Annotated in this window: 24 protein-coding genes and 1 pseudogene; 2 read left to right on the plus strand and 23 right to left on the minus strand. The window is 58.0% G+C overall.

Annotated features, from left to right (window positions below):
* Positions 1-126: 126 nt before the first annotated feature.
* Positions 127-1,548 carry a phospholipase D-like domain-containing protein gene (locus tag HYX42_RS10410; protein WP_293402605.1) on the minus strand — a complete coding sequence of 474 codons (1,422 nt, stop codon included), beginning with the start codon at positions 1,546-1,548 and terminating at the stop codon, positions 127-129.
* Between the two features lie 263 nt (positions 1,549-1,811).
* Here HYX42_RS10410 and HYX42_RS10415 point away from each other — a divergent pair, with 263 nt between their 5' ends.
* The gene (locus HYX42_RS10415; RefSeq protein WP_293402607.1) at positions 1,812-2,633 is read left to right on the plus strand and encodes a universal stress protein; all 822 of its coding nucleotides are present in this window, start codon (positions 1,812-1,814) and stop codon (positions 2,631-2,633) included.
* Positions 2,634-2,759: 126 nt separating this feature from the next.
* Here the strand turns inward: HYX42_RS10415 and HYX42_RS10420 are convergent, their stop codons facing one another.
* From HYX42_RS10420 to HYX42_RS10445, 6 genes are all read right to left on the minus strand, one after another.
* Positions 2,760-3,188: a hypothetical protein gene (locus HYX42_RS10420; protein WP_293402609.1), complete on the minus strand. Its 429-nt coding sequence runs from the start codon at positions 3,186-3,188 to the stop codon at positions 2,760-2,762.
* A 90-nt stretch (positions 3,189-3,278) separates the two neighbouring features.
* Positions 3,279-3,698, minus strand: a complete 420-nt coding sequence (locus HYX42_RS10425) for a hypothetical protein (protein ID WP_293402611.1) — start codon at positions 3,696-3,698, stop codon at positions 3,279-3,281.
* Positions 3,699-3,811: 113 nt separating this feature from the next.
* Entirely contained in the window at positions 3,812-4,219 is a 408-nt protein-coding gene (locus HYX42_RS10430; protein ID WP_293402613.1) for a hypothetical protein, read from the minus strand.
* A gap of 83 nt (positions 4,220-4,302) precedes the next feature.
* On the minus strand, positions 4,303-4,794 hold the full coding sequence (locus tag HYX42_RS10435; RefSeq protein ID WP_293402615.1) for a hypothetical protein: 492 nt from the start codon (positions 4,792-4,794) through the stop codon (positions 4,303-4,305).
* A gap of 101 nt (positions 4,795-4,895) precedes the next feature.
* Entirely contained in the window at positions 4,896-5,330 is a 435-nt protein-coding gene (locus tag HYX42_RS10440; RefSeq protein ID WP_293402617.1) for a hypothetical protein, read from the minus strand.
* Between the two features lie 89 nt (positions 5,331-5,419).
* On the minus strand, positions 5,420-5,662 hold the full coding sequence (locus HYX42_RS10445; RefSeq protein WP_293402619.1) for a hypothetical protein: 243 nt from the start codon (positions 5,660-5,662) through the stop codon (positions 5,420-5,422).
* 159 nt (positions 5,663-5,821) lie between these two features.
* Here HYX42_RS10445 and HYX42_RS10450 point away from each other — a divergent pair.
* Positions 5,822-5,945, plus strand: a pseudogene (locus tag HYX42_RS10450) (integrase); the annotation flags it as partial.
* A gap of 52 nt (positions 5,946-5,997) precedes the next feature.
* Here HYX42_RS10450 and HYX42_RS10455 read toward each other — a convergent pair.
* The 16 genes from HYX42_RS10455 to HYX42_RS10530 form a co-directional block, all read right to left on the minus strand.
* On the minus strand, positions 5,998-6,501 hold the full coding sequence (locus HYX42_RS10455; RefSeq protein WP_293402621.1) for a DUF1178 family protein: 504 nt from the start codon (positions 6,499-6,501) through the stop codon (positions 5,998-6,000).
* Between the two features lie 21 nt (positions 6,502-6,522).
* Positions 6,523-7,104 (minus strand): NUDIX hydrolase, encoded by a 582-nt coding sequence (locus tag HYX42_RS10460; protein WP_293402623.1) that lies wholly within the window; start codon positions 7,102-7,104, stop codon positions 6,523-6,525.
* Between the two features lie 16 nt (positions 7,105-7,120).
* The gene (locus HYX42_RS10465; protein WP_293402625.1) at positions 7,121-7,423 is read right to left on the minus strand and encodes a DUF2818 family protein; all 303 of its coding nucleotides are present in this window, start codon (positions 7,421-7,423) and stop codon (positions 7,121-7,123) included.
* Positions 7,424-7,434: 11 nt separating this feature from the next.
* On the minus strand, positions 7,435-8,937 hold the full coding sequence (gene nuoN / locus HYX42_RS10470) for an NADH-quinone oxidoreductase subunit NuoN (RefSeq protein ID WP_293402627.1): 1,503 nt from the start codon (positions 8,935-8,937) through the stop codon (positions 7,435-7,437).
* A gap of 14 nt (positions 8,938-8,951) precedes the next feature.
* Positions 8,952-10,427 (minus strand): NADH-quinone oxidoreductase subunit M, encoded by a 1,476-nt coding sequence (locus HYX42_RS10475; RefSeq protein ID WP_293402629.1) that lies wholly within the window; start codon positions 10,425-10,427, stop codon positions 8,952-8,954.
* An 18-nt stretch (positions 10,428-10,445) separates the two neighbouring features.
* A complete protein-coding gene (gene nuoL / locus HYX42_RS10480; RefSeq protein WP_293402631.1) occupies positions 10,446-12,488 on the minus strand; it encodes an NADH-quinone oxidoreductase subunit L in 2,043 nt (680 codons plus the stop codon).
* A 6-nt stretch (positions 12,489-12,494) separates the two neighbouring features.
* Positions 12,495-12,803, minus strand: coding sequence for an NADH-quinone oxidoreductase subunit NuoK (gene nuoK, locus HYX42_RS10485; protein WP_007864437.1), 309 nt, complete (start codon positions 12,801-12,803; stop codon positions 12,495-12,497).
* Positions 12,800-13,450, minus strand: coding sequence for an NADH-quinone oxidoreductase subunit J (locus HYX42_RS10490; RefSeq protein WP_293402638.1), 651 nt, complete (start codon positions 13,448-13,450; stop codon positions 12,800-12,802). The genes nuoK and HYX42_RS10490 overlap by 4 nt, the downstream gene beginning before the upstream one ends.
* Before the next feature lie 39 nt (positions 13,451-13,489).
* Positions 13,490-13,987 carry an NADH-quinone oxidoreductase subunit NuoI gene (gene nuoI / locus HYX42_RS10495; protein WP_293402640.1) on the minus strand — a complete coding sequence of 166 codons (498 nt, stop codon included), beginning with the start codon at positions 13,985-13,987 and terminating at the stop codon, positions 13,490-13,492.
* A 133-nt stretch (positions 13,988-14,120) separates the two neighbouring features.
* The gene (gene nuoH, locus HYX42_RS10500) at positions 14,121-15,194 is read right to left on the minus strand and encodes an NADH-quinone oxidoreductase subunit NuoH (protein WP_293402642.1); all 1,074 of its coding nucleotides are present in this window, start codon (positions 15,192-15,194) and stop codon (positions 14,121-14,123) included.
* Positions 15,191-17,347 (minus strand): NADH-quinone oxidoreductase subunit NuoG, encoded by a 2,157-nt coding sequence (gene nuoG / locus HYX42_RS10505; RefSeq protein ID WP_293402644.1) that lies wholly within the window; start codon positions 17,345-17,347, stop codon positions 15,191-15,193. Before nuoG ends, nuoH begins: the two co-directional genes overlap by 4 nt.
* A 19-nt stretch (positions 17,348-17,366) precedes the next feature.
* Entirely contained in the window at positions 17,367-18,758 is a 1,392-nt protein-coding gene (gene nuoF, locus HYX42_RS10510; RefSeq protein ID WP_293402646.1) for an NADH-quinone oxidoreductase subunit NuoF, read from the minus strand.
* Between the two features lies 1 nt (position 18,759).
* A complete protein-coding gene (nuoE, locus tag HYX42_RS10515) occupies positions 18,760-19,281 on the minus strand; it encodes an NADH-quinone oxidoreductase subunit NuoE (RefSeq protein ID WP_293402648.1) in 522 nt (173 codons plus the stop codon).
* Between the two features lie 17 nt (positions 19,282-19,298).
* Complete coding sequence (locus HYX42_RS10520) at positions 19,299-20,552, minus strand: NADH-quinone oxidoreductase subunit D (protein ID WP_293402650.1); 1,254 nt, start codon at positions 20,550-20,552, stop codon at positions 19,299-19,301.
* Positions 20,553-20,566: 14 nt separating this feature from the next.
* Positions 20,567-21,196: an NADH-quinone oxidoreductase subunit C gene (locus HYX42_RS10525; protein WP_293402652.1), complete on the minus strand. Its 630-nt coding sequence runs from the start codon at positions 21,194-21,196 to the stop codon at positions 20,567-20,569.
* A complete protein-coding gene (locus HYX42_RS10530) occupies positions 21,196-21,675 on the minus strand; it encodes an NADH-quinone oxidoreductase subunit B family protein (RefSeq protein ID WP_293402654.1) in 480 nt (159 codons plus the stop codon). The genes HYX42_RS10525 and HYX42_RS10530 overlap by 1 nt, the downstream gene beginning before the upstream one ends.
* Positions 21,676-21,682 lie beyond the last annotated feature (7 nt).

The following is a 21,682-nucleotide window of genomic DNA, read 5'->3' on the forward strand; positions in this document are numbered from 1 at the left end:
AGGCCTTAAAAGTTAATATGGAACTTAACTTTGAGGTTTTTTTAACGTGTACGTTAAAAATAGGGAGGCAATTCAGCAAGGGGCTGCCAGCACTTCAGCAGCAGCCCGCATCCACCATTCCTCCACTCAAAGCTGGAAGGCGAGCCCCCTGACCAGCCCCTCCCCCAGCTCACCCCAAAAACCTGGTTTGACAGGGGCGTACGGCGCGGCGTTTGAGATATGCCCATCAATCCAGCGGGTAAATCGCTGGACGTCATCCGGTTTGAAAAAAGCGACCATCAATTCATAGTTGAGGAAAAGACTGCGCCCGTCCAGGTTGGCAGAACCCGCCATCGCCAGTTCGCCGTCGATCACCACGGCCTTGGCGTGAATCATTCGGGGGAGCATCCAGACACGGCCACCCGCCATGGCCAGGTCCCGCAGCGCAGCATGCCGGGCGACGTCTGCCAGGAGATGGTTGGATTTTTGCGGCATCAGCAGGTCAACGCAGACACCACGACGCGCGGCCAGCGTCATGGCCATCAGCAGCGTGGTGCCCGGCACGAAGTACGGCGTTGTCACAAGAATGCGGCGTCGGGCATTAAAGCAGCTGGCGACCAGCAGGGAATAAACCGTATCGTCTTTTTGATCAGGGCCGCCCGGAACAAACTGGGCCATTGCCGCGCTCCCGGCGGCAAGCCCTTCTTCCTCTGTCTTCGGGCGAGACGGCAACGCAACAGTCTGTGTCGCAAAGGCCCAGTCCATGTCGAACTGCTGCTGCGCACGGTACGCGAGTTGCCCCTGAAAGTCAAAGCTGAGATCAGTCCAGGGCGGATGTCGGGCGCCTTGGGCCGGATCACCGACAAAATATTCGGCGGCCAGGTTGCGCCCCCCGCACCAGACGCGCCGGCCATCGGCAATCACCATCTTGCGGTGATTGCGCATATTCGTTCTGCCCACCAGCGCCGAGCGCAGGGGGGAAACAAAAAAAGAGACCTGCACACCCGCAGCAGACAGGCGCCCGAAATGCGGCCTGCCGCCCATATACACCCCAACGCCATCGACAAGCAGGCGCACCCTGGCGCCGGCTTGCGCACGCACCATCAGCAGTTGCTGCACTTCCTCGCCCAGCACGTCGCGGCCAAGCAAAAAGGTGGAGACATCCAGCGAGGTTTGCGCACTGCCCATGACGCGCCTGAGCGCGGCAAGCGCTTCCTGGCCATCCTGATGAACCTGCAGCGCGTCGTAGCTGTCGGCAGGTGGCAGGGCCATCGCGGCCGCCAGGTGCTGGAACCTCGCCGCAAGCGAGTCAGCCTCCAGACCCGGCGCGAAACGCAGCGGCACTTCCGGTGGCGAGAAAGGCGCGCGAAGCGCTTTTCGGTTACCCAGAAAAAAATACAGGGGAAGCGCCACGTAGGGCAACAGCGCCAGCGAAACCACCCAGGCAATGGCGGCAGAAGGATGGCGGCGTTGCCCCCGGACGTGCGAAGCCAGGACATAGATGACCAGACCTGAAAAAGCTGTCAGGCCGTGAAGCGTCAGCAGATGACTCAACCCCAAGCTTTGCATCATGGACTCCGAAACCGCCAGGGCCTGTTAACAGGCCCTAATCGTCGCACACGGTGATCTCCCCGCTCCGCCCTCCGTGACATTCATGGCGGTTTCAAAATTTTTGGCCGCGTCGGCGGGACGGTCGGCGCGTGTTCGAGGGTAAGCGCGGCGCGCGACCCGTGGCAAGCCCTGATTGCGGATTGAAGCGGGTTTGATGTGGCGCAAAACCATGATTTTGCACACGGCGTAAGGTGTCGATCTACATCTTCAAAGGGGCCGCCATGCAGACTCATCAATCCATCCTGGTACATCTCGACAGTTCCCCGCGCACGGCTGACCGCATCAGGGTCGCACGCCAGCTCGCTGAAGAATGGGAAGCCAAAGTCACCTGCATGCCCTGCACCCTGCCCTCGCTGATGCGCTACCCCTTCGCGATTGAAGGCGCAGCACAGGCGGTCGCCATCATGGTCAAACTTGACAGGGAGTTCCGCGACAAGGTTCGCGCAACATTTCTGTCCGCAAGCGGCGGATCGCCGCGCCTCGTATGGGCAGAGCCCCTGGCTGATGCGCCATGGGGGTTCGCCCACCAGGCGCTTTATGCCGACCTGATGATTCTGGGCCAGCGTGATCCGGAGGACGCCGCTGCCGACGAACTCCCCGCCGACTTCCTGCCCAGCCTGCTGGTTGAAAGTGGACGGCCCGCGCTGATACTGCCATTTATCGGCGCAGCGTCGCCCATCGGACAAACGGTTCTGGTGGCCTGGAAGGAGACACGCGAAGCCGCCCGCGCCGTCTCTGCGGCCATCCCCTGGCTGAAAAAGGCAAAGCAGGTGCACGTCGTTTGTTATGGCGATGCGGCAGACGTCCCGCTGCAGTCACTCCAGACCTACCTGAAGACACAGGGCGTCACGGCCAGGCTGCATCCCGGCGGGCCGGAAGAAGGTGATGCAGGCGGCAATCTTTTGTCCATGGCCGCGGATCTGGGCGCAGACCTGCTCGTCATGGGCTGCTACGGCCACAGCCGCGCCCGTGAATGGGTATGGGGCGGCGCCACACGCACCATCCTGCAGTCCATGACACTTCCGGTGCTGATGTCACATTGAGGGCGGGGCTGGCCGGGGCCAGATCCGCGGGGCATCGCCCACGCGACCTAACGTTGAAGGTAACCGGACCGCAACACTTGCGGCGAAGCCGCGTCCTGCAGTTTCGGGGCCGCGTTGGCCGACCAGTTAGAGCGCATTCTCTGCTGCACCGAATACGGCCCGCTTGATGCTGAGAAAGTTCAGAACACCAGCGCATGGCAACGAGAGAGCTCCCACGACGAAAACCGCCAAAACCCAAAGAGGAACTGACTGCGTTTCCGTTAGGGCGAGGGCAAGCGCGCCAATGCAGATGACCAACCATACAAAGGTGGAGATAGATGCAGCACCCAATCCATAGGCCGAGAACGCATTTCGATGACCGCTGTCAGAACGCCAGGCCATAAATGCACCAACAAAGTGAGCGAGGGTGCACACGGCCACAAGTGTGACGAATGCGGTCATCGATAGCCGGCCGGGTGGTGGATTGCCGCCAATTGCGAATGAGGCGACCCCTGTCACGAAAACGAGCAGGAGAATGCCAGCAACAACATTGATCGTCCGACTGATGTATTTCATACGCTCTAACGTAAAAGTGACCTGGCCAACAACATTCGCGGCGGAGCCGCCTCTTGATGTTGTTGGTCCGTGTTGACTGACAGGTTAAGTCTAAGCGTGGACATGTTGATTAAGCATTTCAGCCACGTAAGGTGTTGCAACCACTTCATACTCAAGTATTCCCATCGTCCCTACCCACTGCCCATTCAGACCAAGAGTGTCAGCGAAGTGCACAAAGATGCAGAACCTTGCGGCCTCCCCAACCAACAAGTTTTGCAGCGGAACGACGACTTGCCATGGGAACTCACCGGCACGAAACGTGAGCTGACGAACCCCATCACCGAAAAAATCCTGGTTGTGAAACCAGACATCTGAGCTCTCCCAAGGTCCAACAAGGGGAACCAGTAGTCCCTCGATTGCTTCCTGGAGGTTTCCGTCAATCTCCCCGTGCGCGTCGCCCTGATCCGCGAAGAACTCGTGTGTCCCCTTCAAGCTGGCCATCTCGGACCAGTACACATCTTCAGATGACACAACGCGAATTCGCACGGTGACTGTTCCCCCAGACTTAACGTTGGCGCTGTACGGCGCGCAGCACGCGTCGCGAAGCGGCAATTTGGGGCTGCGTGTCCGCGATGAGCAACTTGTTAAAGCGCATCGACGTCATACTCAAAAGTCTCGTCGTGACGCCACTTCAAAGCAAGCGGCCCACCTTCTATAAAGATGTCCACATCGTCACTCGAAGGGTAGCAAAAGTCGTTCCAATATGTGACGAAGGTCTGCCATGGCAGAGACAGCGCAGTGTCCTTGTTCCAAACAGCGATGACGCGACCGCCCCTCAGTGGCAGGCTTGCGAGCCAACGGCTGGTTTCATCCGCGTTCCCTGTCGCACTATGCTGAACCATCGTCGAGCCAAAACTCTTGGTCGTGGAATGGCCAAGTGCCTCAATCTGTGTGGTCGTTAGTGGTTGCAGCGCTTGCAAAACATCGACCGGCAGCACCGCATGCGATGGCTGAGTCCATCTCCATACCAAGGGGAAAGTGGCGACGTCCATATATAGCTACTGTGCGCTTTAACGCCGCCGCTCAGCCGACGCCGAAGGCGCTCGGATGCAGCGGCATGTTAAGGCGAAGAGCATCACGCGCAACCCTCAACATATTCAACTGCTGGCTTGAGTCCGGCGCGAATTGCTGTGACCTTGCCACCGCTCTCTTCAAAAACGAGAGCCGCGCGCGCGCCAGCGGCGTCAAGAATAAGGTAATGGCCATCATCGTCGTATTTGTGCGGTCGAACTTCGACTTTGGGATGCATTGCCTTTACTTTGGCCAAGGAGGCGCCGACTGAAACACGTGCGCTGTTCCGGATTCCACGACCAGCGTCCGCGCGCGTAAGAATGCCTTCTTCGGCCATGAATCGCAAATTCGGGTACTTCCTGAACTCCACATACTCGCACCCTTCGCCTGTGTGCCTCTGTTTGGTTCGTTGCTTTAGAGTCGATTCGGCGGCTTCAACGCGCATCCCAAAATGAATTGGGCCATACCCTTTAGGTGACAACACATCGGCATGTGCAATTGTCGCTCCCGACACGGCGACAAAAATGAATGAAACAAATCGGAAACCGACAGGCATGTTTTCTGCGCCTTAACGTGAAGATGACCGGGCCACAACAAGTTGCGGCGAAGCCGCCTTCTGCTGTTTTGGGTCCGTGTCGATTGGCATGTTAAAGCGCGTCACTCGAGCACTCCTTGCCTGTACGAGGGTTCCCCATCCACCCTGACGCGAAGAACGTATTGCAGCGGAAAGATGCGGTCTTCTTCAATGTCCATCAATTTGGCGAAGCGACTACGTGCGACCTTGTTGCCGAAGGAGACGGGTAGATACCGACCATCGTGAAGCAGCACAGCCCCGTGTGGCTCATTCCAGCCCGAGTCAGTAGATAGCACCAGGAAGCCCTCGAAGGTTTGCCTTGGCCCTCTAAACTCCGCAGCGACGGAGAGCGAGGATGCATCAAGGGGAACAGCCTTCGCCGCAACTGGTCTAACCCACGTCTCATCTTGGCCGGGAATATCTTCTTCATCCATTGCGAACTCCCAGATAGGAAACACGGTGAGGTCGTCAACCGAAAGCTGGTCGATCGGCTTCCGCGTGCTAAGCGTCGCGCTCATTGGTAGTCCTTTAACGTTGAAGGCAACCGGACCGCAGCCCCAGCGGCGAAGCCGCCTCGTGCAGGTGCGGCTCCGTGTTGGCCGACCAGTTAGATTGCATGCTCAAGATAGCAACTCAGAATTTGAGCCTTGCGGTAGCGGTCTGGGCCGTTGATATCTTCTTGCGGTTCATCAAACTCAACCCAATAGAAATACCCGGGACCCTTGAGGGTATCGACTGACTCAGGGCCATCGCACACGGTGCCCATAAAGGACTGCTTCCATCCCCCACCAGGCGTAACGGAAACACGAGCGCCAATGCTAAAGCTCTTTCTTTGGATGGTGTTGGGCATAGGCATATCGTTTCTGCAATCTAACGTAATGTATGCCGCAAAGCCTGCGGTATAAAAATGCGGTTGCAATATAACGTGGTCATCCCATCCTCCTGAAACACGCTTGCACATTGGCTCTGCGGCAAACATACTGTTTATTCACACAGTTATAAACAAGCCATGAAACCTCGCAACCCGCCATTGCAATCTGTGCGCCTTTTGGACCAGGTTCGGGAGCGAATTCGGTATTTGCACTATAGCCTCAGCACCGAAAACCCACCTTTACTGGGTCCGGTTTTTCATTCTGGCACGGTCGCACCCACGAAATGACGTCATCCCATGGATGGCCCAAAACGCTATTGCAGCGTTTCCTTTAGCGCAGCGGGTAGCGGCAGGGGCATGACCTCTATGCCTTCCTCCAGCAACTCGACCGTTTCTTTCATGCTGGCCTGGCCGCGAATGTTGCGGGCTTCTGTATCGCCGTAGTGCATGCGGCGGGCTTCTTCGGCGAAGCGGTTGCCTACGTCTTCGGTGTTGGCCATGACCTGGCGCAGGGCCTTGAGGAAGGCGGATTGGGCTGCGGGGTTCATCACGTTGCTGGCGTCTGCCTGGGCTGGTGCGACAGCCGTTGATGCCGCCGCGCCAGGAGCCGCTTCAGAAGAAGTGCTGGACGCAGCAGCAGGCGCTGCATGACCACCGAGGTTCAGGCGTGGCGCGCTGGGCATCTTCTGCACGGCCTTGTCTGAACACATGGGGCACTCGACCAGGCCGCGTGTCAGCTGGCTCTGGAAGTCATCTTCGGACGCGAACCAGCCTTCAAACGAATGCTGGTGGGCGCACTGGAGATTAAGGACCTTCATGGTTGCATTATCTGCAAAGCGTCACGAGGTGGGTATTTGCCAGTCCAATGCCCATGCGCCTGACAACACGTTCTGCAACCAGAGCATGCCGGTCAGGGTTTTGGCATCGGTGACCTGGCCGTCACGGCACCAGTCTGAAAGCTCGGCGGGCGTGGCGGTGAACACCTCTAGAAACTCGCCAGCATCAAGCTCGCGTTCGCCTGCGATCATGCCGCGTGCAAACCAGATGTCTATGAACTCGGTTGAATACGAGATCACCGGGTGCAGCACGCCGGCCTTTGCCCATTCGCGTGCCGTGTAGCCGGTTTCTTCAAACAGCTCGCGCTTGGCGCAGGCCAGTGAGGCTTCGCCTTCATCGAGCTTGCCTGCAGGGAACTCGATCATCACGCGGTGCATGGGGTAGCGGTACTGGCGCTCAAGCAGCACGCGGCCATCATCCAGCAGGGCGATCACCATCACCGCGCCGGGGTGGACTATGTATTCACGTGTGGTCTCGGTCGCATCGGGCAGGAGCACCGTGTCGCGGAATGCGTGAAGGAAGCGCCCCTTGAGGATTTCCGTGGAGGCGATGGCCGTTTCGGTGAGGTGTGCGTCGTCTTTCATATGCCAACGCCAGCCTTTAGCTGCGGTGTTTGAAGAGGTAGCGGTAGGTAAAACCAGGAAACGCAAAGGTAATGAAGAGCGCGCCGGTAATGGCGTAAAACTCCCAGCCCTGGGGTGCGATCTGCCCTGCCCTCTGCTCAAGAAAAAGGCCGAGGCCACCAGCCACAAAATACCAGATCACCATCTCTGCGAGACGGGTGGCCAGGTTTTTAGGCGACTTGAGCGCCAGCACGGCGAACAGCCGGTTGCTGACGAAAGGAAGGTTGGCCAACAGCAGCGCTACCAGCACCACCACCCATACCGAGGCAGTTTGGGTCATGGCAAGCGCTATCAGGTGCCCAGCGTCTTGACGATGCCGCTGATGGACTGCGCGCAGAGCGTCATCAACCCACCGGGCATGATGCCGAGAATCAGTATCAGCGCGCCGTTGATGGACAGCACCACACGCACATCAGCCGGCGCAACCAGCACGCCGGTGTTGGCGCCTTGCGGGGCATCAAAATACATGACCTTGACGACGCGCAGATAGTAGAAGGCGCCGATCAGCGACATCATCACCGCGAACACGGCCAGCACCAGGTAGCTGGTGAGACCGGACGAGATCAGTGCCTGCAGGACAGACAGCTTGGCGTAAAAACCAACCAGCGGCGGCAGACCAGCCAGCGAGAACATGCAGATGGCCATGACACCGGCATACAGCGGGCTGCGCTGGTTGAGGCCGGCCAGGTCGGAAATTTCTTCCGACTCGTGACCTGCTCTGGCGAGCAGCATGATGATGCCGAATGCGCTGAGCGTGGTCAGCACATAGGTGATGGCATAAAACATGGCTGCGCTGTAGGCCGACTCGGTGTTGAGCTGGTTGCCGTTAACCACGCCAGACATCAGGCCAAGCAGCAAAAAGCCCATTTGCGAGATGGTCGAAAACGCCAGCATGCGCTTGAGGTTGGATTGCGCGACAGCAGCCAGGTTACCCACCAGCAGCGAGCCAATCGCCATCAGCGCCAGCATCTGCTGCCAGTCAATAGCCAGAGGCAACATACCCTCGACCAGCAGGCGGATGCAGATGGCGAATGCCGCCAGTTGCGGTGCGCCGCCTATCAGCAGCGTGATCGCGGTGGGTGCACCCTGATACACATCAGGCAGCCACATGTGGAAAGGCACGGCACCCAGCTTGAAGGCCAGGCCCGCAACAATGAAAACCAGACCGAATATCAGCACCTGATGGTTCACCGTGCGGCTGGCGATGGCGTTGAACACGGTGTTGACGTTCAGTGAGCCGGTAGCGCCATAGAGCATCGACAGGCCGTAGAGCAGAAAGCCCGAAGCCAGCGCACCCAGCACAAAATATTTCATCGCCGCTTCTGTGGCCGTCGCGTTGTCGCGGCGCAGCGCCACCAGCGCGTAGCTGCACAGGGTCATGAGCTCAAGGCCCATGTAGAGCACCAGAAAGTTGTGGCCGGAAATCATCACAAAAATGCCGAGCAGCGCAAACAGGCCCAGCGTGAAGAACTCGCCGCCGCGCAGCATGTCGCGGCCTGCAGCATAGGGGCGGCCGTAAACAAAAGTCACCATCAGGGCCAGGCAGGCAAAACACTTGAGCCAGCCGCCCATGGGGTCAACGACCACCATCTTGTTGAAACCGTAGAAGGTTTCGCCGCCGGCAGCGTAGGCGGCTTCGAGGGCGGCAACAACGGCCAGCGTGATGAGCGTCAACACATAGGTCAGGGTGCGCTGTGGTGACTTGACACCCAGGTCAACCAGCGCGATCACGCAGCCCATGACCAGGAGGATGATTTCCGGGTAGACCGCGATCAAGGAGAGTTTGTCTATCATCTTGATGCTCTGGATTAGTTCAGTTTCGACGTGGCGACATGCTTGAGCAAATCAGCCACGGAGGTGTTCATCACATCGGTGAACGGTTTTGGATAGATGCCCATGTACAGCACGGCGACGGCGAGGATGGCGAGCATCAGGAACTCGCGGCTGTTGATGTCGGTCAGGCCTTTGACGTCATCATTGATCACGGGGCCGAGGTAGACGCGCTTGAACATCCACAGCGTGTAGGCCGCGCCGAAGATCAGCGCCGTAGCCGATGCCAGGCCAACCCAGAAGTTGAACTTGACCGCACCCAGAATGACCATCCATTCGCCGACAAAACCGGCAGTGGCAGGCAGGCCGCAATTGGCCATGGCAAACAGCAGTGCAAACGCAGCAAACTTGGGCATGGTGTTGACCACACCGCCGTAGCTGGAAATCTCTCGCGAATGCACGCGGTCATACAGCACGCCAATGCACAGGAACATCGCGCCCGACACAAAACCGTGCGCAATCATCTGCACGATGCCGCCGGAAACACCGAGATCATTGAAGATGAAGAAGCCCAGCGTCACAAAACCCATGTGCGCGACAGACGAATAAGCCACCAGCTTTTTCATGTCCTGCTGCACCATGGCGACCAGGCCGACATAGATCACGGCCGTCAGCGACAGCGCAATCATGAGCCAGGCCCACTCGCGCGACGCATCGGGCGCAATCGGCATCGAGAAACGCAAAAAGCCGTAGGCGCCGAGCTTGAGCATGATGGCTGCCAGAACGGCAGAACCGCCTGTGGGTGCTTCAACGTGCACATCGGGCAGCCAGGTGTGTACCGGCCACATCGGCACCTTGACGGCAAATGCCGCGAAGAAGGCAAAGAACAGCAGCGTCTGTATGGTGCTGCCCAGCGGCAGCTTGTGCCAGACCAGAATGTCGAAACTGCCACCCGACTTGCTGTACAGATAAATCAGCGCGACCAGCATCAGCAGAGAGCCCAGCAGCGTGTACAGGAAGAACTTGAAGGCCGCGTAAATCTTGTTCGGGCCGCCCCAGATACCGATGATGAGGTACATCGGGATCAGCGTGGCTTCAAAGAACACATAGAACAGCAGGCCATCGAGTGCGGTAAACACACCGATCATCAGGCCGCTGAGGATCAGGAACGACGCCATGTACTGGTTCACGCGGGTGGTGATGGACTCCCAGCTGGCGATGATGACCACGACGTTGATGAAGGCGGTCAGCAACACAAACCACAGCGAAATGCCGTCGACACCGAGGTAGTAGTTGACGTTGAAGCGCTGTATCCAGCTGGCCTTCTCGACAAACTGCATGGCCGAGGTACCCAGCTTGAAGCCGTCGTACAAAGGCAGCGTGACCAGAAAGCTGGCGACAGCGCCTATCAGCGCGATCCAGCGGACGCTCTTGGCCTGGTCGTCACGACCGAAGGCCAGCAAAACGACACCGAAAGCAATCGGCATCCAGATGGCAAGGCTCAACAAACCCATTTTTGTTCTTCCTTGTTCTTATTTATTGAGCCAGACGAAATAGGTCATCAGCACAAACACGCCGATGATCATCCCGAAGGCGTAGTGATAGATGTAGCCGGACTGCAGGCGGCGCACGATGCTGGACACCCAGCCGACGACCTTCCAGGAGCCGTTAACCAGCGCACCGTCGATGAACTTCTGATCGCCGCCCTTCCACAGGCCCATGCCGAGCATGCGGGCACCACGGGCAAGCACGTTCTCATTGAACCAGTCGAGGTAGTACTTGTTATCAAGCAGGTTGTAGATCGGCATGATGTTGCGCTTGATGGCCGCAGGCAGTGCCGGGTTGACCATGTACATGTAATACGACAGCGCCACGCCTGACAATGCCAGCCAAAACGGTGCCGTCATCAGGCCATGCAAAGCCATCTGGGCCGGGCCGTGGAATAGCTTGGCGAGCTCTTCCATCGCCGGGTGCTTCTCAAGGTTGACGAAGATCGCGTCCTTGAAGAATTCACCAAACAGCATGGGCTCAATGGTCATGAAACCAATCACCACCGACGGAATGGCCAGCAGTATCAGCGGCACGGTGACAACCCATGGTGACTCATGTGGTTTGGCGTGGTCGCCATGGCCGTGGTCATCGTGTGCATCATGCGCGCCATGATGGTCGCCATGGTGGGCATCCGGGTTCTGGTCGTAACGCTCCTTGCCGTGAAAGACAAGGAAGTACAAACGGAACGAATAGAAGGCGGTGATGAAGACACCGGCCAGCACGGCAAAGTAGGCAAAGCCAGAGCCGGTGAGGTGGCTCTCATGCACAGCTTCAATAATGCTGTCCTTGGAGTAGAAACCAGCAAACAGCGGCGTACCGATCAGGGCGAGCGAGCCGAGCAGCGAGGTGATCCATGTGATGGGCATGTACTTGCGCACGCCGCCCATCCAGCGGATGTCCTGGTTGTGGTGCATACCCAGGATGACCGAGCCTGCACCCAGGAACAGCAGCGCCTTGAAGAAGGCGTGCGTCATCAGGTGGAACACAGCGACCGAATAAGCCGACGCACCCAGCGCAACCGTCATGTAGCCGAGCTGCGACAGCGTTGAATAGGCCACCACACGCTTGATGTCGTTCTGGATGATGCCGAGGAAACCCATGAACAGCGCGGTGATGGCGCCTATGATCATGATGAAGCTGAGCGCGGTGTCGCTGAGTTCAAACAGCGGCGACATGCGCGCCACCATGAAGATGCCGGCCGTCACCATGGTCGCAGCGTGGATCAGTGCGGAAATGGGCGTCGGGCCTTCCATCGAATCAGGCAGCCAGACATGCAGGGGGAACTGCGCCGACTTGCCCATCGCACCGATGAACAGGCAGATGCAGATCACCGTGACCAGCATCCAGGTGGTGCCAGGCAGGTTGAGTTTGGCGAGGTCACCCGCCTTGGCGAAGGCCTCGCCGTAGTTCAGCGTACCTGCGTAGGCCGCGATCAGGCCAATGCCGAGGATGAAACCGAAATCACCCACGCGGTTGACCAGGAAGGCCTTCATGTTGGCGAAGATGGCCGTCGGCTTGTTGAAGTAAAAGCCGATCAGCAGGTAAGACACCAGGCCCACGGCTTCCCAACCGAAGAACAACTGCAGCATGTTGTTGCTCATGACCAGCATCAACATGGCGAAGGTGAACAGCGAGATGTAGCCAAAAAAGCGGTTGTAGCCCTCTTCTTCTTCCATGTAGCCTATGGTGTAGATGTGCACCATGAGCGACACAAAGGTCACCACACACATCATCATGGCCGTGAGGCCATCAACCAGGAAGCCGACTTCCATCTTCAGGCTGCCGACCGTCATCCAGGTGTAGAGCGTCTCGTTGAAGCGCGCACCGTCGATGGCCACGCTTTTGAGCGTCATGACAGAAAGAATGAATGCGACCAGCACGCCAATAATGGTCAGCGAATGCGACAGGCGGCGGCCCAGCAGGTTGCCACCGAAAGCAGTACCGAAAACGCCGGCAATGATGGCGCCGGCCAGTGGCGCTAGCGGAACTGCCAGCAATGTTGAGGCTGAAAGGGTCTGGCTCATATCTGTTTAGCCTTGCAGCGTATTGAGTTCATCGACGTTGATGCTGGATTTATTGCGGAAAAGCAGAACCAGAATGGCGAGGCCAATGGCCGATTCAGCCGCAGCAACGGTCAGGATGAAAAACACAAACACCTGGCCGGCCATGTCGTTGAGGTAATAAGAGAAGGCGACGAAATTCATGTTGACGGCAAGCAGCATGAGCTCAATCGCCATCAGCAGAACAATCAGGTTCTTGCGGTTCAGGAAGATGCCGATCACCGACAGCGCGAACAGCATCGCGCCCAATGAAAGAAAGTGTCCGAGGGTGAGTGTCATGCTTGTTTGTCCTCAGCGGCGGGAATGACTGGCGCTACAGGCACTACCGACTTCATCTTGACCAGGCTCACGCGGTCAGTGCTCTTGACGCGAATCTGCTCGGAAGGGTTCTGGTATTTGGAGTCCTTGCGCTCGCGCAGGGTCAGTGCAATCGCAGCAATGATGGCCACCAGCAAAATAACGGCAGCGATCTCAAGCGGGTAGAGATATTCGGAATAGAGAAGTTTGCCAAGTTCCTTGGTGTTGGAAACCTGGGCACCAATCTGGCCAGCCGTAGCTGCGGCTGCAGCTTTTGGCGGGTCGCGAAAACCACCCATCAACACATAAGACATCTCAAGCGCAATGATGGCGCCAACCGTTCCGGCCAGTGGGAAATGCTTCCAGAACCCCTTGCGAACGCCGTCGAGGTTGATGTCCAGCATCATCACCACAAACAGGAAAAGCACCATCACGGCACCGACATAAACAAGAACCAGCGTGATGGCGAGGAACTCGGCCTTAAGCAAAATCCAGACAGCAGATGCCTGGAAAAACGCCAGCACCAGGAACAGTGCTGCATGCACCGGGTTACGCGCCGTGATCACGCGAAATGCTGCGAACAGCAATATCGCCGAAAAGACGTAAAAGAGACCTGTTTTGGCGTCCATGTTGTGTCGAATTCTTTCTTGTAGCTTGGCGAACGCCGCTTAGCGGTACTTCGCGTCGGCTGCACGGTTGGCAGCGATCTCGGTTTCGTAGCGGTCGCCCACCGCCAGCAGCATCTCTTTGGTGAAGTAGAGGTCGCCACGCTTTTCGCCGTGGTATTCAAAGATGTGCGTTTCGACGATGGAGTCGACCGGGCAGCTCTCCTCGCAGAACCCGCAGAAGATGCATTTGGTCAGGTCAATGTCATAACGCGAGGTGCGGCGGCTGCCGTCTTCACGCACATCGGACTCAATGGTGATGGCCATGGCCGGGCAAACCGCTTCGCACAGCTTGCAGGCGATGCAGCGCTCTTCGCCGTTTTCGTAACGACGCAAGGCATGCAGGCCGCGAAAACGCGGGCTCGCCGGAGTTTTTTCTTCAGGAAACTGCACCGTGATCTTGCGGCGGAACATGTACTTGCCGGTCAGGGCCATGCCCTTGAACAGCTCGGTGAGCATGAAGCTCGATGCGAAGTCTTTGAATGAAGCTACTGCACTCATGATGGTGTTTTGCCGAAGCTGATAAGAGATTTCAAAGAAGAACGGCCAATTTCCCGACGGGCCGCCCCTAGGGAAATTAGCCCCTTGAGGGGGCAGAGAGCTACACGAAGTGAGCGAACGTGGGGGCTCATATTCACTTCCAGATGTTGTAAGGGGTCTGCATCCAGGCCCCAACGACCACCAGCCAGACCAGGGTCACAGGTATGAAAATCTTCCAGCCCAGACGCATGATCTGGTCATAGCGAAAGCGCGGAAAAGTGGCGCGCACCCAGAGGAACATGGTGACAACCATGAAGGTCTTGATGCCGAGCCAGATCCAGCCGGGAATAAAGCTCAGGAATTCCACCGGCGGCAACCAGCCACCCAGGAACAGCAGCACTGCCAGGATGGCGACCAGCCACATGTTGGCGTATTCAGCCAGGAAGAACATGGCAAACGCCATGCCCGAGTATTCGACCATGTGGCCTGCAACGATTTCAGATTCGCCCTCCACCACGTCGAATGGGTGGCGGTTGGTTTCGGCCAGGCCGGAGATGAAATACACCACAAATATGGGTAGCAGTGGCAGCCAGTTCCATGACAGGAATGTCAGGCCATTGCTTGCCGCCATGCCCTTGCCCTGGCCCATCACGATGTCGGTCATATTCAGGCTGCCCGAGACCATGAGCACCACCACCAGGCAAAAGCCCATGGCGATTTCGTAGCTCACCATCTGCGCCGATGCGCGCATGGCACCCAGAAATGCGTACTTCGAGTTGGATGCCCAGCCGGCAATGATCACGCCATAGACCTCAAGCGAAGTGATTGCCATCAGGAACAGAAGGCCGGCATTGATGTTGGCCAGCGCAATGTCAGGACCAAATGGAATCACAGCCCATGCAGCGAGCGCCGGCATGATGGTCATGATGGGGCCGAGCACAAACAGGCCCTTGCTGGCGGCCGTAGGAATAATGATTTCCTTGGTCAGCAGCTTGAGCGCATCGGCAATCGGCTGCAGCAGGCCGAAAGGGCCGACCCGGTTGGGGCCGAGGCGAATCTGCGTGAAGCCGATAGCCTTGCGTTCCCACAGCGTCAGGTAAGCCACGCAACCCATGAGCGGCGCGACCACACAAATAATCTTGATCAGCGTCCAGACGACCGGCCATATCGTTGCCGGCCACATGCCACCCATCAGCCCCTGTCCAAAACCGTAAATGGTGTCGATCATGCTGCCACCTCTTGCGCAACTGCTGGCTGCGCGCCGGCTTGCCGCGCGTCTGCCGTCAACTGCAGGGATGTTGCACGCCTGACAAGACCGTCGAGCTGATAGATACCAGCGACTGCGGGCACACCGCCACCAGGGGACGACAGCGTGACAGGAGCTTCGGACGCATTGCCAAGGCGCGCGGCGTTGACCTGGCCCGCATCAATGCCAGCGATCTGTTTAAGCACATCCTGCGATGACTCAAAGTCAAAACCAGGCAGATCAAGAAGATTGGCCAGCACGCGAAGTACCTTCCACGCGGGACGCGTCTCACCCAGTGGCTTGACGACAGCATGAAAGCCCTGCGCACGGCCTTCTGCATTCACAAATGTGCCGGGGGTTTCAGTGAACGGCGCAATCGGCAGCAGCACATCGCTGAAAGCCATATTGGATTTGAACGGGCTCAAAGTCACCACCATTTGTGCGGCATTGAGCGATGCGCCTGCTTTTGCGCCCGCAGCAGAATCAAACTCGGGCTCGTTGTTGAGCAACAAAACGGCCTTGAGCTTTCCGCCCAGCATCTGACCAGCATTGAGACCCTTGCCCGTGGGCAAAGCGTCTACCAGTTGGGCGCCCACCGTATTGGCAGCCTCCGTGAGATACCCGACAGTTGCACCCGTCTGTGCACCAATCCAGTTGGCCAGTGCCAGCAGGCTGGAAGCGTTGGCATGATGTGCGGCAGCATTGCCCAGCAGAATGGCTTTACGCTCACCGCCCATGAGGGACTTGGCGAGCATTTTGGCGGTATCTGTAGCCTGCCCTGAAGCTGGCGCCTGCACACCTTTTTCAGCAGCAATGGCTGAAGCCAGATCAGCAAGCGATTGCGCCCAGGATTCAGGTGTACCGATGACGGCATTGGCCACAGGCATGGCCCAGGCATCACCACCCGCGAACTCGATGTCGGAGTTGACGGTGCTGACCACGCAGCCCTTGCGGTTTGCCTGCCTGATGCGCTGTGCAAACAGCGGGTGGTCCTTGCGCAGATTGGAACCCACGACCAGCACACGCTGCAGCTGTGACAGTGATGCGATGGACGTACCGAGCCAGCGGACCGCACCGGACGGTGCAAATTCTGCGTTACGCAGGCGGTAGTCGATGTTGTCGCTGCCCAGGCCGCGCATCAGGGATGCGGCAAGGTACAGCTCTTCCAGTGTGCTGTGAGGGCTGGCCAGCGTGCCTATGCTGGCAGCGCCGTAATCCGTCTTGATCTGCTTCAGGCCATTGGCTACGTATTCAAGTGCAGTCTGCCAGTCAACCGTCTTCCATTCACCGCCCTGCTTGAGCATGGGTGCGCTCAGGCGCTCGTCGCTGTTCAGCGCTTCATAGGAGAAGCGGTCACGGTCAGCAATCCAGCATTCGTTGACATCTTCGTTTTCGAGCGGCACAACGCGCATCACCTTGTTGCTCTTGACCTGGACGATGAGGTTGGCGCCGGTGGAGTCATGCGGGCTGACAGACTTGCGGCGCGACAGTTCCCAGGTGCGGGCGCTGTAACGGAAAGGCTTGCTGGTCAGCGCGCCGACCGGGCAGATGTCGATCATGTTGCCCGAGAGTTCGGAATCAACCGACATGCCGACAAAGGTTTCGATTTCTGCATGCTCGCCGCGATGCGACATGCCTAGTTCCATCACGCCAGCGACTTCCTGGCCGAAACGGACGCAGCGCGTGCAGTGAATGCAGCGGCTCATTTCTTCCATGGAGATCAGCGGACCGACGTCCTTGTGAAAGACCACACGCTTTTCTTCTTCATAGCGCGACTCGCTGCCGCCGTAACCGACAGCCAGATCCTGCAGCTGGCATTCACCGCCCTGGTCACAGATCGGGCAATCCAGCGGGTGGTTGATCAGCAAAAACTCCATCACGCCCTTCTGGGCCTTGATGGCTTTGTCGTTCTTGGTGCGGACAATCATGCCCTGGGTCACAGGCGTCGCGCAGGCCGGCATGGGCTTGGGCGCTTTCTCGATATCCACCAGACACATGCGGCAGTTGGCCGCGATGGAAAGTTTCTTGTGATAGCAGAAGTGCGGAATGTAGGTGCCGGCCTTTTCGGCCGCATGCATCACCGTGCTGCCTTCGAGCACTTCCACCTTCTGGCCGTCGAGTTCTATTTCAACCATGTTTCTTGTCTTTCGCGGGTCAGGCTTGTACGGCGGCCTGGGCAGCAGGCGCTGCAGCTTTTGGCTTGATCATGGCTTCGAACTCATGACGGAAATGCTTGATCATCGCGCGCACCGGCATGGCAGCCGCATCGCCCAGCGCGCAGATGGTGCGGCCCTGGATGTTGTCAGCGACAGAGTTCAGCAAATCCATATCGGTTGATTTGCCATGGCCTGTGTGAATGCGGTCCACCACGCGCCAGAGCCAGCCCGTGCCTTCACGGCAGGGCGTGCACTGGCCGCAGGACTCATGCATGTAGAAATAGGACAGGCGCTTGAGCGACTCGACCATGCAACGGCTGTCGTCCATCACGATAACGGCGCCAGAACCGAGCATGGAACCCGCCTTGGCAATGGAGTCGTAGTCCATGGTGCACTCCATCATGAGCGATGCAGGCAGCACGGGAGCGGAAGAGCCGCCAGGAATCACGGCCTTCAGCGTGCGGCCCTTGCGCACGCCGCCCGCGAGCTCCAGCAGCTTGCTGAAGGGTGTGCCCATGGGCACTTCATAATTGCCAGGCAATTCGACATCGCCGGAAACCGAGTAAATCTTGGTGCCACCGTTGTTGGGCTTGCCGCAATCAAGATAGGCCTGACCACCATTGCGGATGATCCAGGGCACGGCCGCGAAGGTTTCGGTGTTGTTGATGGTGGTCGGCTTGCCATACAAACCAAAGCTCGCAGGAAATGGGGGCTTGAAGCGTGGCTGGCCTTTTTTGCCTTCCAGTGATTCAAGCAGCGCGGTTTCTTCGCCGCAGATGTAGGCCCCAAAACCATGCGATGCATGAAGCTGGAAGCTGAAGGCGCTGCCGAGGATTTTGTCGCCGAGCAGGCCTGCAGCACGGGCTTCTTCGAGCGCTTCTTCAAAGCGCTGATAGGTGGCAAAAATCTCGCCGTGAATATAGTTGTAGCCAACGCTGATGCCCATCGCGTAAGCGGCAATTGCCATGCCTTCAATCACGCTGTGCGGGTTGTACTGCATGATGTCGCGGTCCTTGCAGGTGCCAGGCTCGCCTTCATCGGAATTGCACACTAGGTATTTCTGGCCCGGGAACTGGCGCGGCATGAAGCTCCACTTGAGCCCGGTCGGAAAACCCGCACCACCGCGACCGCGCAGGGCGCCGGCCTTCACTTCTGCAATCACCTGGTCGGGCGTCAGGCCCGCACCACCGTCCTGCGCCAGTATCTTGCGCAGCGCCTGATAACCACCGCGCGCTTCGTAATCTTTCAGACGCCAGTTGCTCCCGTCGAGATCAGCGAGGATCTGCGGGTTGATGTGCCGGCCGTGGAAACAGGTCTGCACGCCGGTGGCCGCAAATTGCGACAACACTGACAGGGCCGCAGCAGAGGTTGTGGGGCTTGCGAGCGTCATGTTATTTCGCCTCGGCGGATTTGAGACCATCGATAAGCTGGTCGAGTTTGTCGTTGCTCATGAAACTGCACATCGTGAGGTCGTTGACCAGCATGACAGGGGAATCTGCACATGCACCGAGGCACTCGGATTGCTGCAGGGTAAACAGGCCGTCAGCCGTACTCTCGCCCATCGTTATGCCAAGTTTGTGCTCAAGGTGCTTGAGTGCTTTGGCACCATCGCGCAACTGGCACGGCAGGTTGGTACACACATTGAGCTTGTACTTGCCAACCGGCTGCTGGTTGTACATGTTGTAGAAGGTCGTGACTTCATGCACGGCGATGGGCGGCATGCCGAGATATTCCGCAACAACCTTCTCGCTCTCTGCGCTGACAAAACCCAGCTCTTCCTGAACGATGGTGAGGCAGGCCATGACAGCGGACTGCTTGCCGTCTGCCGGGTACTTGGCGACCTCGCGTGCAAAACGGGTGAAGGCCTGCTCGGACAAGGCGCGCGCGCCAACCGGCGCATGGACTGGAGTCATGGTGGAGCTCATTATTTTTAACGGTCGATTTCGCCGAAAACAATATCCATGGTGCCGATGACAGCGACAGCGTCGGCAATCATGTGGCCGCGAGACATTTCATCCATGGCAGCAAGGTGCGGGAAGCCGGGTGGACGAATTTTCAGGCGATAAGGCTTGTTGGCGCCATCGCTCACGATGTAGATGCCAAACTCGCCCTTGGGATGTTCAACAGCGGCGTAAGCCTCACCTTCGGGCACATGGAAGCCTTCAGTGAAAAGTTTGAAGTGGTGAATCAGCTCTTCCATGTTGGATTTCATGGATTCACGGTCAGGTGCAGCCACCTTGTGGTTGCTGGTTATGACCGGGCCGGGATTCACGCGCAGCCAGTCGACACATTGCTTGATGATGCGGTTGGACTGGCGCATTTCCTCAACACGCACAAGGTAACGATCGTAGCAATCACCCGTTTTACCGACGGGAATGTCAAAGTCCATATGGCTGTAGACGTCGTAAGGCTGCTGCTTGCGCAGGTCCCATGCGAAGCCGGAGCCGCGCAGCATCGGACCCGTGAAACCCAGGTTGAGGGCACGCTCGGGCGACACAACGCCAACACCCACGGTGCGCTGTTTCCAGATGCGGTTGTCGGTCAGCAGCGTTTCGTATTCATCAACCAGGCCGGGGAACTTAGCGACGAAATCGTCAATGAAGTCCAGCAGCGAGCCCTGGCGGTTTTCATTGAGGGCTTCGATCGCCTTGGCGTTCTTGATCTTGCTGACCTTGTACTGCGGCATGGTGTCCGGCAGGTCCCGGTACACACCACCCGGACGGAAATAAGCCGCATGCATGCGCGCGCCGGAAACGGCTTCATACATGTCAAAAAGGGCTTCACGCTCACGGAAACAATAAATCAGGATGTTCATCGCACCACAATCGAAACCATGCGCGCCCAGCCACAGGAGGTGGTTCAGCAGGCGGGTGATTTCGGCATACATCACACGGATGTATTGCGCGCGTACAGGTACATCAACGCCGAGCAGTTTTTCAATCGCCAGGCAGTAGGCGTGCTCGTTGGACATCATCGACACGTAGTCGAGGCGATCCATATAGGGTAGCGACTGGATGTAAGTCTTGCTCTCGGCGAGCTTTTCAGTCGCGCGGTGCAACAGCCCGATGTGTGGGTCAGCGCGCTGTATGACTTCGCCATCGAGCTCAAGCACAAGACGCAAAACGCCGTGAGCCGCAGGATGCTGGGGCCCAAAATTGAGCGTGTAGTTTTTGATTTCAGCCATGTTTTTTCAGCTGCTTACTGGAGGCCGTTGCCGTAGTTGTCTTCACGGATGACGCGCGGGGTGATTTCACGCGGCTCAATAGTGACTGGCTGGTAAATCACGCGCTTCTGCTCGGGGTCATAGCGCATTTCGACATGGCCCGTTGTAGGAAAGTCCTTGCGGAAGGGGTGACCGATGAAGCCGTAATCCGTCAGGATACGGCGCAGGTCGTTGTGGCCTTCAAAGACGATGCCATACAGATCGAAAGCTTCGCGCTCAAACCAGTTGGCAGCGTTCCAGATGTCATTGACCGAATCGACCACGGGGAAATCATCATCAGGGCAAAACACCTTGAGGCGCACACGCTGGTTCAGGCTCACAGAAAGCAGGTGCGATGCAACGCAATAACGCAGGCCGTCGTACTGGCCATCCTTGTATTCGGAGTAATCGAGGCCGCAGAGGTCAATCAGTTGTTCGAACCTGCATCCAGCGGAATCACGCAACAACCTGGCGGCAACCAGGTAGTCGGCAGCAGCCACAACGACAGTCACTTCGCCAAACGCAACCTGGACACTTTTTGCCTTGTCACCAAGCGCGGCTGAAACCGCCTCTGCGATTTGCAGAGCGGTTGCCGGGGAAGCCAGGACAGTGGAGGACGATTGCATCAGACCCTCGCAATCGTGTTGGTGCGGCGGATCTTCTGCTGGAGCTGGATGATGCCGTACATCAAAGCTTCAGCCGTAGGAGGACAACCGGGGACATAGACGTCTACCGGCACGATGCGGTCACAGCCACGGACTACCGAATAACTGTAGTGGTAGTAGCCACCCCCATTGGCGCATGAACCCATGGACAGCACCCAGCGCGGCTCTGACATCTGGTCGTAGACCTTGCGCAGCGCGGGGCCCATCTTGTTGCACAGCGTGCCGGCCACGATCATCAGGTCAGACTGACGGGGGCTGGGGCGGAACAGCATGCCGAAGCGGTCAATATCGTAGCGTGCGGCGCCAGCATGCATCATTTCGACGGCGCAGCAGGCCAACCCGAAAGTCATGGGCCAGAGCGAGCCCGTTTTGGCCCAGTTGACCACCGAGTCGTAGCTCGTGGTCATGAAGCCTTCGTTGAAAACACCTTCAAGTGACATACCCGTA

Origin of the sequence: Polaromonas sp. (genome assembly GCF_016185115.1) — a bacterium.
Lineage (GTDB): Bacteria > Pseudomonadota > Gammaproteobacteria > Burkholderiales > Burkholderiaceae_C > Polaromonas.

Coding starts and splice junctions, on each gene's coding strand:
- HYX42_RS10410 (WP_293402605.1), bottom strand. CDS start 1,548: ATGCAAAGCTTGGGGTTGAGTCATCTGCTGACGCTTCACGGCCTGACA.
- HYX42_RS10415 (WP_293402607.1), top strand. CDS start 1,812: ATGCAGACTCATCAATCCATCCTGGTACATCTCGACAGTTCCCCGCGC.
- HYX42_RS10420 (WP_293402609.1), bottom strand. CDS start 3,188: ATGAAATACATCAGTCGGACGATCAATGTTGTTGCTGGCATTCTCCTG.
- HYX42_RS10430 (WP_293402613.1), bottom strand. CDS start 4,219: ATGGACGTCGCCACTTTCCCCTTGGTATGGAGATGGACTCAGCCATCG.
- HYX42_RS10435 (WP_293402615.1), bottom strand. CDS start 4,794: ATGCCTGTCGGTTTCCGATTTGTTTCATTCATTTTTGTCGCCGTGTCG.
- HYX42_RS10440 (WP_293402617.1), bottom strand. CDS start 5,330: ATGAGCGCGACGCTTAGCACGCGGAAGCCGATCGACCAGCTTTCGGTT.
- HYX42_RS10445 (WP_293402619.1), bottom strand. CDS start 5,662: ATGCCCAACACCATCCAAAGAAAGAGCTTTAGCATTGGCGCTCGTGTT.
- HYX42_RS10455 (WP_293402621.1), bottom strand. CDS start 6,501: ATGAAGGTCCTTAATCTCCAGTGCGCCCACCAGCATTCGTTTGAAGGC.
- HYX42_RS10460 (WP_293402623.1), bottom strand. CDS start 7,104: ATGAAAGACGACGCACACCTCACCGAAACGGCCATCGCCTCCACGGAA.
- HYX42_RS10465 (WP_293402625.1), bottom strand. CDS start 7,423: ATGACCCAAACTGCCTCGGTATGGGTGGTGGTGCTGGTAGCGCTGCTG.
- nuoN (WP_293402627.1), bottom strand. CDS start 8,937: ATGATAGACAAACTCTCCTTGATCGCGGTCTACCCGGAAATCATCCTC.
- HYX42_RS10475 (WP_293402629.1), bottom strand. CDS start 10,427: ATGGGTTTGTTGAGCCTTGCCATCTGGATGCCGATTGCTTTCGGTGTC.
- nuoL (WP_293402631.1), bottom strand. CDS start 12,488: ATGAGCCAGACCCTTTCAGCCTCAACATTGCTGGCAGTTCCGCTAGCG.
- nuoK (WP_007864437.1), bottom strand. CDS start 12,803: ATGACACTCACCCTCGGACACTTTCTTTCATTGGGCGCGATGCTGTTC.
- HYX42_RS10490 (WP_293402638.1), bottom strand. CDS start 13,450: ATGGACGCCAAAACAGGTCTCTTTTACGTCTTTTCGGCGATATTGCTG.
- nuoI (WP_293402640.1), bottom strand. CDS start 13,987: ATGAGTGCAGTAGCTTCATTCAAAGACTTCGCATCGAGCTTCATGCTC.
- nuoH (WP_293402642.1), bottom strand. CDS start 15,194: ATGATCGACACCATTTACGGTTTTGGACAGGGGCTGATGGGTGGCATG.
- nuoG (WP_293402644.1), bottom strand. CDS start 17,347: ATGGTTGAAATAGAACTCGACGGCCAGAAGGTGGAAGTGCTCGAAGGC.
- nuoF (WP_293402646.1), bottom strand. CDS start 18,758: ATGACGCTCGCAAGCCCCACAACCTCTGCTGCGGCCCTGTCAGTGTTG.
- nuoE (WP_293402648.1), bottom strand. CDS start 19,281: ATGACTCCAGTCCATGCGCCGGTTGGCGCGCGCGCCTTGTCCGAGCAG.
- HYX42_RS10520 (WP_293402650.1), bottom strand. CDS start 20,552: ATGGCTGAAATCAAAAACTACACGCTCAATTTTGGGCCCCAGCATCCT.
- HYX42_RS10525 (WP_293402652.1), bottom strand. CDS start 21,196: ATGCAATCGTCCTCCACTGTCCTGGCTTCCCCGGCAACCGCTCTGCAA.
- HYX42_RS10530 (WP_293402654.1), bottom strand. CDS start 21,675: ATGTCACTTGAAGGTGTTTTCAACGAAGGCTTCATGACCACGAGCTAC.